9 protein-coding genes and 1 tRNA gene are annotated in these 9,064 nt (G+C 58.7%); 6 read left to right on the top strand and 4 right to left on the bottom strand.

What is annotated here, in order from left to right; translation table 11 throughout:
• From ABIL25_10010 to ABIL25_09995, 4 genes are all read right to left on the bottom strand, one after another.
• The coding region (locus tag ABIL25_10010) for a hypothetical protein (protein ID MEO0082600.1) at positions 1-181 on the bottom strand (181 nt) is incomplete at its 3' end.
• A gap of 154 nt (positions 182-335) precedes the next feature.
• Positions 336-1,040, bottom strand: coding sequence for a hypothetical protein (locus tag ABIL25_10005; GenBank protein ID MEO0082599.1), 705 nt, complete (start codon positions 1,038-1,040; stop codon positions 336-338).
• Complete coding sequence (locus ABIL25_10000) at positions 1,037-2,293, bottom strand: hypothetical protein (GenBank protein MEO0082598.1); 1,257 nt, start codon at positions 2,291-2,293, stop codon at positions 1,037-1,039. The genes ABIL25_10005 and ABIL25_10000 overlap by 4 nt, the downstream gene beginning before the upstream one ends.
• A gap of 380 nt (positions 2,294-2,673) precedes the next feature.
• Positions 2,674-2,748 (bottom strand) — tRNA-Glu (locus tag ABIL25_09995).
• Positions 2,749-2,894: 146 nt separating this feature from the next.
• On the opposite strand from ABIL25_09995, the gene ABIL25_09990 reads away from it, so the two are divergent.
• The 6 genes from ABIL25_09990 to ABIL25_09965 all read left to right on the top strand — a co-directional run.
• Positions 2,895-3,818: an alpha/beta fold hydrolase gene (locus ABIL25_09990; protein ID MEO0082597.1), complete on the top strand. Its 924-nt coding sequence runs from the start codon at positions 2,895-2,897 to the stop codon at positions 3,816-3,818.
• Entirely contained in the window at positions 3,808-4,629 is an 822-nt protein-coding gene (locus ABIL25_09985; GenBank protein MEO0082596.1) for a hypothetical protein, read from the top strand. The genes ABIL25_09990 and ABIL25_09985 overlap by 11 nt, the downstream gene beginning before the upstream one ends.
• A gap of 35 nt (positions 4,630-4,664) precedes the next feature.
• Entirely contained in the window at positions 4,665-5,831 is a 1,167-nt protein-coding gene (locus ABIL25_09980) for a hypothetical protein (protein MEO0082595.1), read from the top strand.
• 134 nt (positions 5,832-5,965) lie between these two features.
• Positions 5,966-7,327 carry a DASS family sodium-coupled anion symporter gene (locus ABIL25_09975; GenBank protein MEO0082594.1) on the top strand — a complete coding sequence of 454 codons (1,362 nt, stop codon included), beginning with the start codon at positions 5,966-5,968 and terminating at the stop codon, positions 7,325-7,327.
• 8 nt (positions 7,328-7,335) lie between these two features.
• On the top strand, positions 7,336-7,710 hold the full coding sequence (locus tag ABIL25_09970; GenBank protein ID MEO0082593.1) for a hypothetical protein: 375 nt from the start codon (positions 7,336-7,338) through the stop codon (positions 7,708-7,710).
• Between the two features lie 783 nt (positions 7,711-8,493).
• Positions 8,494-9,064 (top strand): DUF4062 domain-containing protein (locus ABIL25_09965; GenBank protein MEO0082592.1); only part of this gene is annotated, 571 nt, incomplete at its 3' end.

The raw sequence follows: 9,064 nt of genomic DNA, 5'->3' as shown, positions 1-9,064 counted from the left end.
CCTCGTAGTCCGGGTCTGGCTGGTAGGCTGTATTCCGGTCACAGGTGTGGGTACCTGAGCCCTCGCCAACAATGGTCCAGCCGACCGAAAGGTCCTGCTCAAAGTCGCCATTGGTGAGCAGATTCTGGGCCAGGGCCAGACCCAGAACGGCTGGTAGCACTAGCAGCAGTTTCAACTGCATCGAACCTCCTTTGGTTCTCATAACACTGTAGGTCGGGAATCTAACTTGTCAATGGGCGTGTTCCCGTGCTAGGCTCGGCTTCGATGAAGACCTAAAGACCCTCTCAGCCTGTCTTTCGCGGCACGGTGGAACCTGCCCGGAACCTAGTGTTGCTTCAGCCTGCAGTCCGGCCAGGCCGGAATCTGGGCCAGAAAAATGGTACTTCCGCAAAGTACCGCTTGGCGTCCTGTTTCAGTACCCGGCTCATCTGCCGGTCCTCGTGCCTTGCCTGCAGCAGTATCAGCGGATACCCGACAAGACCGACCAGCACCAGCCCACCCCAAGAGGAAAAAACTAGCGCTGCGCCAACCAGTTGCAGCAGGGTAGCAAGATACCGTGGATGCCGACAAAGCCGCTGCATCGGCAAGTCCGCAATGCTAGGCAGTCTGCCCCTTCGACCCTGGGGCAAAGTCTGACTCATCCGTGCCATGTCGAAGAGCGTACGCAGCCGCAGATAGGTACCAACTCCAAAAAGAATGAAACCCGGCAGGGCCGGAACCACAGCCGGCACTGGCATCTGTGTCCAGCGCCACCAGATTGAGTCCGCGGCCAGATACCCAAGGAACGGGTAGACGAAGAAAGCAAACACTCCGCGCCACAATGCCGAAGCCTCGACCAAGCCAGACTGGAAAAAGGGCGAGCCGAGGTAATACTCGACCGCAAGCCACGCAACCAAGAGATAAGCAAATACCGTGGGCAGCACGTTGTTGCCCGGTGCGGCGTCCGCAAAGAAGTTGCGAAAGAAGATGAGGAAATAGAGCGTGACTAACACCGTCCAGACCAGCCGTCCAAGCCGGAACCGGACCGCAATATCGCTCATGACCCCTGCCCGGTCCTTGCCAGTATCCGTGCCGCAGCCCTCCATAATGGTTCCGCCGCCAGTTCATAGCCGAACCTGTGCAGGTTTGAATGTCGGGCATAGAAATCAAGGGTCATCGTCATGCTGTACTGACGATGTAGCACGAGCTTCTGACCGCGCAGACCGGTACGCCATTCCACGCTGACCGACTTGTCTTCAAGCAGGGCTTTCAGGTCCTGGCCAGAAAGCCTAACCATTGCCAACCGACCGGGGTTCACAAGCGCCTCAATCAACGCCCGGGTTGTGAGCAGCCCGGTGCTGATGGTATCTCGGACAAGTTCACCGTCTGAAAGGAATCCGTCCGGGCCCTGCCGGAGCATGCCCTTGACAAGCACACGACTCATGGCAGCTGGTGACATTGTCTGACCCAGCCGGCACACTCCAACCGCGCCCGCCGAGTCCAGTACAGTACGGATAGAATCGAGCACCGCCGTGACCCGCGAATCCGCGGCAATGCCATCCAGACCTACATCGGTCCGCGCATATTCTGTGACCCGTCCGTCGCTGACCACAAGCGAAAGACGGGTCATTCCGTGTTTAGACGGTAGCGCCGCAATCATGTCATCGCGCTCGGCTCCCACCAGAAAATCCACGTTCCACTTCGGTACGTCGCCCAGCGGTCGGACTGCAACACCTACCAGACCGGTTTGTGGCCGAATCAACGGCAGCACTTTGCGTACCACAAAGTCCGGGACTGCATACTTGACCTGAACCAGACCAAGCCGGTAATCAGTCGAGTCAAGCCAGACGCCCAATAATCCAAGTGACGTTCCCAGGTATCGCTTGAGCATGAACGGATGTCCGACCGTGCCGCCCAAGCTATCAGAGACGTTCGCGCCCAGAATGTAGAACCCGGCACGGTCCACAAGCCACCGCATCCGGTCAAACCCGAACTCAAGCCACTCCGGGCCGAAAACAACCGCGTCAACACCGGCTGCGCTGAGAAGCACAACCTCGGCCTCACCGTCCGCGAGCCCGGCCCACACGTGGTCGGAGAACACGTTACCGAGCAGAAGCCACACGCACGGCCCGAGCGAACGCGCACTACGTACCACTGCAGCTTGTGCCGGCAACTGCTCCAAACCGGCCCAAGAGCTGATGAAAACTGTTACGGTCTGCGACCCGGGCCGCGCAGCCCGGGTCGCACAGCCTGCGACAAATACGGCGACGGCAGCAAGCAAGGCCATTCTCACAAGCGCTTTCGGGGAATTCATGCGTCGAACAGCCGGCACGGCGCATTATAGTTCCTGCCACACTGCTGTCAAACACCCAAGGCTCACTTCAAACACCGGAATCGAGTAGGATACACAAAAGTTGCCATTCCAGGACAGCTCCTTCGATCTGGAACAACGGATTGATTGGTCATTGGGGCAACCCATTCGTAGTTGCTGCGCCGTCATGTCCCCCCATGACCACGAGTTCGCTCCACAGAAAGAAAAAAGAGGAGAGGCCCTCGGGAGGCATCCTGGTCAGGACGGCGATGATGTACGGAAGGAGAACAACAACCTGACCAGGCAGACCCGGTTGGTCAAGGACCTCTCCGACAGCGATACCGGCCGGATCGAAAATGACCACTTACCGGCAAACTATCGGATAGCCCCATGGGGATTTGAACCCCAGTCTTCTGGCTGAGAACCAGATGTCCTAGGCCAGGCTAGACGATGGGGCCTTGCAAGCTCATGATAGCCGGAAACCCCGCAGTGTCAACCGGCCTGCTGTGCTAGCCAGGTTCAAGGTAAGAAGGCTGATAGCATACACAAGACAATACCACTGCGCTGCTTGACTTACCGACCTTTCCCGAGCAAGCTAAGCAAGATGATTCACGGCGAACTGTGCCGCGTCGTCACTTCAGACGGGCTGGAACTTGTCGGCTTCGCCTCGCTGCCACCAGGAAGCGGCACCGGTCTGCTTCACATCCACGGCCTGGATGGCAATTTCTACGAGAACCGGTTCATTGATGCTGTTGCCGACGCCTGCCGCAATTCCAACTGCGCTTTCCTCACGGCCAATACCCGGGGCCACGACTACATCTCCGACACCATCCGCACCGATCCTGTTACCGGCGCTGTCGGTTATGCCCGCATCGGAGGAATGTACGAACGCTTGGCCGACTGCGTCAAGGACATCCGCGCCTGGGTCGGCTGGCTCACAGAACGCGGCTGCCGACGGATAGTTCTTCAGGGCCACAGCCACGGCGCAATCAAAGTGTTACACTATCTTACCACTACCGGTGACCCTTCGGTCTGTGGCCTGGCATTGCTATCTCCGTCCGACGACTTCGGGCTTGCTCGCCAGCGCCTCGGAACCGGATTCGACCAGGCTGTATCTCTAGCCGCAGACATGGTGCGCTCCGGCCGCGAGCATGACCCGATGCCGGCCGAGCTATTCCCCTACCCCACCTCGGCCGGTGCATTCCTCGACACACTCGGCCCGCGCTCACTCGCTCTCGCGTTCAACCTGTCGCGAACCGACCGCCGTCAATTCCCTGAGCTCAATGCGGTCCGCGTACCGGTTCTCCTTATTGTCGGCACAGTTGAGGAAGCGTTCGTCCAGAGGCCGGAGGAATACATCACGGCGATCCGGGCCGAGCTCAAAGCCGCGCCGTCGTTCGACTCGACCATCATCAACGGTGCGCCGCACAACTACCTTGGCCACGAACCTGAACTCGGCGCTGCGCTTAGACCCTGGCTGACCGTGTCGGTCCGCGCTGGTCTGAGTCAACACAGCTATGAAACTTGACGTTTTCGCCGTACTCCGCGACCGCTTCCTGGGACAGGCTGCGACGTTCTCGGACGACGACTTCCTGATTCGCGGCATTTGGAAGGTCGAGCTGGCGTTCCGGCCCAACCCAGCCGAGCGGAGATTCCAATATACCTTCTGGCTCGCAATGACTCGTGGCCAGGGCTGCTGCTACTGCACCGGCGATGACCCGCGTGGCCGTGACCTCGTCGGCACCGACGCGCGAGAGCTCATCCGGGAACAGACCTGCATCTCAATTGCCACACTCGACTCGCTGTACGCCTCACTGCCGCGGTCACCGACTGCGAGACACGAACTCGTCGGCACGCCGATTGAGAAAACGAAGCTGCGCACCGACATCATCCTTGCCGAAGCCCGACGCCTGCTTGAGCAGACCGACTCCAAGAGCCGCAGACCACGGGTCGTGAATGTCGGCGTTGTCGGCAACGTTGTCCGCAGTCTTTGCGAAGGTGGCTGTCAGGTATTCGCAACTGACCTCGAACGGGACATGGTCGGCAGCACGGTTCACGGCGTCAAGGTCGAAGACGGCTATCGCACGCTTGACCGCGTGCAGGAATCGGACCTTGCGATCGTCACCGGTATGACGATCGCCACCGACTCACTTGGCCTCATCATTGAGGCAGCCCGCAAGTCAGGTACGAAGCTACTCATCTTCGCCGAGACCGGTGCCAACTTCGGCGAGGAATACTGCCGCACGTTCGGCGTCGATACCGTTGTCGCCGAGCCGTTTCCCTTCTATATCTTCCAGGGCAGAAGCACCATCGAAATCTACCGGCGGGAGCAATTCTGACTCATCATTGGTCACTGAGCATTCGGCATTGGCCCTTGTCCGAAGTCACTACTCCCTGCTACATCTATTCCGCCGAAACCATCCGTCGCCAATACCACAAACTGGCCGGCTCTTTTCCCGGTTTCCTCATCTGCTACTCGCTCAAGGCAAATCCGAACCCGGCCATCTGCCGCCTGCTTGCTGACCTCGGTGCCGGCGCTGAAGTCAGTTCACGCGCCGAACTTGAAACCGCTCTCGCCGCCGGGTTCAAGCCCAGAGACACAATCTTCGTCGGCCCGGCCAAGTCGCAAGCGGAAATCGAGCTGGCGGTCAGCAAGGGCATCTACGCCATCGTTGCGGACTCGGCCGAAGAACTCCGGCAGATAGAGACGGTGTGCCAGAGCTTCAACAAGACCCAGTTCGTGCTGCTTCGCATCAATACCCTCGAAAAACCCCAAGGCCGCGAGAAGATGGTCGGCGGCCCGTCCAAGTTTGGGTTCGACGAGGAAACAGTTATTGAGCAGTTGCGCAGTGTCAAACTGGAACGTACCTGCATCGCTGGCATCCAGGTCTACTCCGCCAGCCAGGTTCTTGACCCCAGCTTCCTCGCCGACCACCTCGAATATGTCCTCTCCCTTGCCAGACGTCTATTCAACACTGACTCAAACCATGGAGTTCTTGAACCGCCTCCCCGCTGCATAGACTTCGGCGGCGGATTCGGCGTGCCCTACTCTGAAGAGGAGGCTGAGCTGAACCTCACCCCAGTCGCCGAAGCCGCTTGCCGCCTTCTTGCCAAAAACAAGGACTTTCTTGCCGGCTGCCGGCTGCTCTTCGAATCCGGCCGCTATCTCGTTGCCGAATCCGGCATCTTCCTGACACGCGTGGTGCGAGTCAAGGCATCAAGAGGTATGACATTTGTTATTACCGACGCTGGCATGAACGCCTTTTCCCGACCTGTATTCATGCGGGTTCGACATCCTATCAGGCTCATAAACAGACTCGCCGAGCCGGACGCTGGCCGGTACGAAGTATGCGGTCCAATCTGCACTCCGCTTGACTGCCTCGGCACCGATGTGCCATTACCCAGACCCGAGCCCGGTGACATCATCGGTATCCTCAACGCTGGTGCCTACGGCTGGTCCATGAGCCTGAAGGATTTCATGAGCTTGCCTCATCCGGCCGAATTCCTCTCCGACAACGGCCGCCTCACCCCCATCCGCTAACCTCGGCGCAACTCCGGCCACCGTGCTTACTCCGACATCTGTGTCTGAAATCAGTAATCTGGCATCTGAAATCCAGGTTCTTGTATGGCCTCCGGCTTGCCCTTTTTCTTCCGCTACGCTAGACTTCACCCGGCGTGACACGCAGCCCACGTTCTCTCCTCCTCCGCCAGCTTGTTCACACCGCCGCGGCCCTGACTCTTGGGTTCTTCGTCTACCTCATCCCGTTTCCCGGTATGCCCGACCCGGCCCGGCGCTGCCTAGCCATCATCGCGGTTGCCGGATACTTGTGGGTTACTGAGGCCATCCCGCTCTACTCCACGTCTTTCCTTGTTGTCTTCCTTGAAGTGGTGCTGCTCGCCGGCCCGCTCAAGCTTGACGCCGGCGTCTTCATCTCCCCATTCTTTGATCGAGTCATTATGCTGTTTCTTGGCGGTTTCGTCCTGTCCGAAACCCTGGGCAAGTTCGGGCTCGACACGATGCTCGCTAGCTCCGTCCTCAGCCGCACCGGCACGAAACCGGCCCGGGTCCTTCTCGGAATGATGTTCGTCGCTGCCTTCCTTTCGATGTGGATGTCCAACACCGCGGCAACTGCACTCCTCATCGGCATGGGTCTCACCGTCATCCGCGGCTTGCCCGAGGACGAGCCATTCCGTACCGCGCTGATTCTGGGCATTCCATTTGCCGCCAATGTCGGCGGCATCGCCACGCCCATCGGCAGCCCGCCCAACGCCATCGCGATGGGAATCCTTGCCGAACAAGGCATCCGCATCACCTTCACCCGCTGGATGCTCATCGGCCTACCGATCACTGTACTCCTGTTCTTCCTCATCTGGTGGCTCCTGCTTCGGCTGTTTCCGGCCCGCGTTGCGGCGGTCGGCCTACCACCGGTGCGAAAGGAACCCCTGAACAACCACCAGAAAGCAGTCATCACCGTCTTTGTCCTAACCGTCATCCTCTGGCTCACCGCAGAACTCCATCGCATTCCGGCCGCGGTCATCGCAACCCTGCCTGCACTCATCTTTACCGGGTTCGGTTTCCTCGACACCGACGACTTCGGCCGTATTGGCTGGGACATCCTTATCCTGATGGGTGGCGGCCTATCCATCGGTGTCGCCATACGCGCAAGCGGCCTTGCTGACTGGTTCCTCGCATCCCTTCACCTCAGCGGCCTGAATACTATTCTGCTTGCCTTCATCATCGTGCTCGTAGCGATAGCCATCACGACCTTCATATCCAACACCTCGGCTGCGGCCATGCTCCTGCCCCTGGTCGCCGGTCTCACTTCCAATCCTGTGCCACTTGTGCTTGCTGCCGGCATCGCGGTCTCGCTCTCGATGATTCTCCCCATATCAACCCCGCCCAACGCCATCGCCTACGGCTCCGGGCTGGTCAAAACAAGAACAATGGCTACGACCGGCGCACTCGTCTGTGTAGCAGGCACTGTCGCGGTGCTCGCCGTCGTTCTTACGGTCTCAAAACTCCTCGGTTACATCTAGGAGGCAAGATGGAAACTGCCAAAGCCGAATGCTGTCCCCGATGCGGCAGCACCCGTGTCACCAACTTAGTTTACGTCCGCTCTGGCCATGACACCTGCGTCTATGTCAAGTGTACTGAATGCGGCAGCTACGTTGCACGCTACGTCCTGTCTCGCTATACCTCGGAAATGAACTACGAGAGTATCCTCGCCAACCTGCGCGGCTTTGCCCACCGCTCCGGCAAACGCTGCCTTGAAGAAATCGAGGAATTCAGTGCGATGGTCCAGGCCGAGTTCGACCGGGTCCAAAAAATTGCGCTCGAACATCCTCAAGACAAGCGCGTCGAACAGATGATATGTGAAGCCAAGTGTTCAGAAAAAAGAACGGAGACTACGGACAGCTAGCATAGACTGCGGCCACGCCGCGCCGTTCCTGACTGCAAGGCGCAATTTCAGAGGGCACCTCGACGCTGAAACTCGGCCGACTGCTGCCTACGGTGCTTACGCCTGACATCGTTTGGAATGCTGGAAGTCAGAGGATGACAAGAACCGGCCCACTCGCCGTGAGAAAACCATGATTCCAGACATCCTCCGTCTCCCGCTGCAAGCCGCAACCCCGCAGCGGTAGGCTGTCTGCATCCTTTCTCTGACTCAGCATTCAGCGCTATCTTCTCTGGTGTACTGCGTACCGCGTATGGCGTACTGCGAGGCATTCTTGACACGTCCAAAACTAGGGTAACGTCCCCGGACTTCCCCAAAATCAACTGAAACAGAACGCCGTGCACCCCCACGCCCACAACGAAAACCAGGGCCAGCACTATGACCGCGCCGGCGACAGCTCCGACGTTCCGCAAGCCACGCAAGAACCTCACGTCGGCCCGATGCCAGCCAAACCCAGCCGAGTGTCAATTTGGATGAACCTCATCCAGATTGTCCGTTGCCGCAGGTGAATCGTCTCCCCTCCTCCCACACTATGAGCGCAAGTGCGCAGCATCCTTGGACGCCGGGACCTGACCGACGGCTACTTGGCCGAGACTGAGGCCAAGACCTGCAGCCCGGAAGTCGTTTCCACCGCCGTCGGTACCCTCACGGTGGTACGCTGAAACAAGAACGTTCGAACAGGCTGAAACGACGCAAGGCGATGCGTGCACTTGACATCTGCTTACTGATAGCTAGATTAGGCACGCTGTGAAGGACGCTCTCCCTACGAGGCTCAGACTCAGGGTATTCCTGAGTTCCACCTACTTCGACCTCCGCGAATGTCGTGAATACCTACGCCTCTCACTCGACCGCCTCCACTGGCTCGACGTCAAGCGTATGGAGAGTGAATGCAGCAGGCCAACTGGAGTCCTATCTGGGAGTCTTGAGATGATCGAGGACTGCCATATTTATGTCGCGTTGATCGGCAAACGCTACGGTACCGCCATCGAAGACGACCGGGGATGCATCTCAATGACGGAGCGAGAATTCGACTACGCGACCGAACTGAAGCTATACCGTACTGTGTTCATCGCTCAGGAACGTCGCAACGAACAGCAGGATAGTGAACCGTTGAGGGCCTTTCAGAAAAAGGCGAGCGCTGCCATATGGCCAGATTTCTTCAAGAACAAGTACCATCTGGCAGACATAGTGAAGGACGCTCTGTGGCATGTCTGGATCCGCCATTCCGGTCGCATGCTCATAACCACAGCGCAGCCGTGGGAGGATTTTGCACGAAGTGTCAAGCCCTACGTGGAGCTCCGGACAAGGATCGCGGAAG

The organism is candidate division WOR-3 bacterium (genome assembly GCA_039801365.1).
GTDB lineage: Bacteria > Hydrothermota > Tepidihabitantia > Tepidihabitantales > Tepidihabitantaceae > JBDRUN01.
The sequence above is the reverse complement of the archived record's forward strand: the minus strand, read 5'-3'. Positions and strand labels throughout refer to the sequence as shown.

What these genes read in the sequence shown, in the direction of transcription:
- ABIL25_10000 (MEO0082598.1), bottom strand. Translation starts at nt 2,293, where the DNA reads ATGAATTCCCCGAAAGCGCTTGTGAGAATGGCCTTGCTTGCTGCCGTC.
- ABIL25_09985 (MEO0082596.1), top strand. Translation starts at nt 3,808, where the DNA reads ATGAAACTTGACGTTTTCGCCGTACTCCGCGACCGCTTCCTGGGACAG.
- ABIL25_10005 (MEO0082599.1), bottom strand. Translation starts at nt 1,040, where the DNA reads ATGAGCGATATTGCGGTCCGGTTCCGGCTTGGACGGCTGGTCTGGACG.
- ABIL25_09970 (MEO0082593.1), top strand. Translation starts at nt 7,336, where the DNA reads ATGGAAACTGCCAAAGCCGAATGCTGTCCCCGATGCGGCAGCACCCGT.
- ABIL25_09990 (MEO0082597.1), top strand. Translation starts at nt 2,895, where the DNA reads ATGATTCACGGCGAACTGTGCCGCGTCGTCACTTCAGACGGGCTGGAA.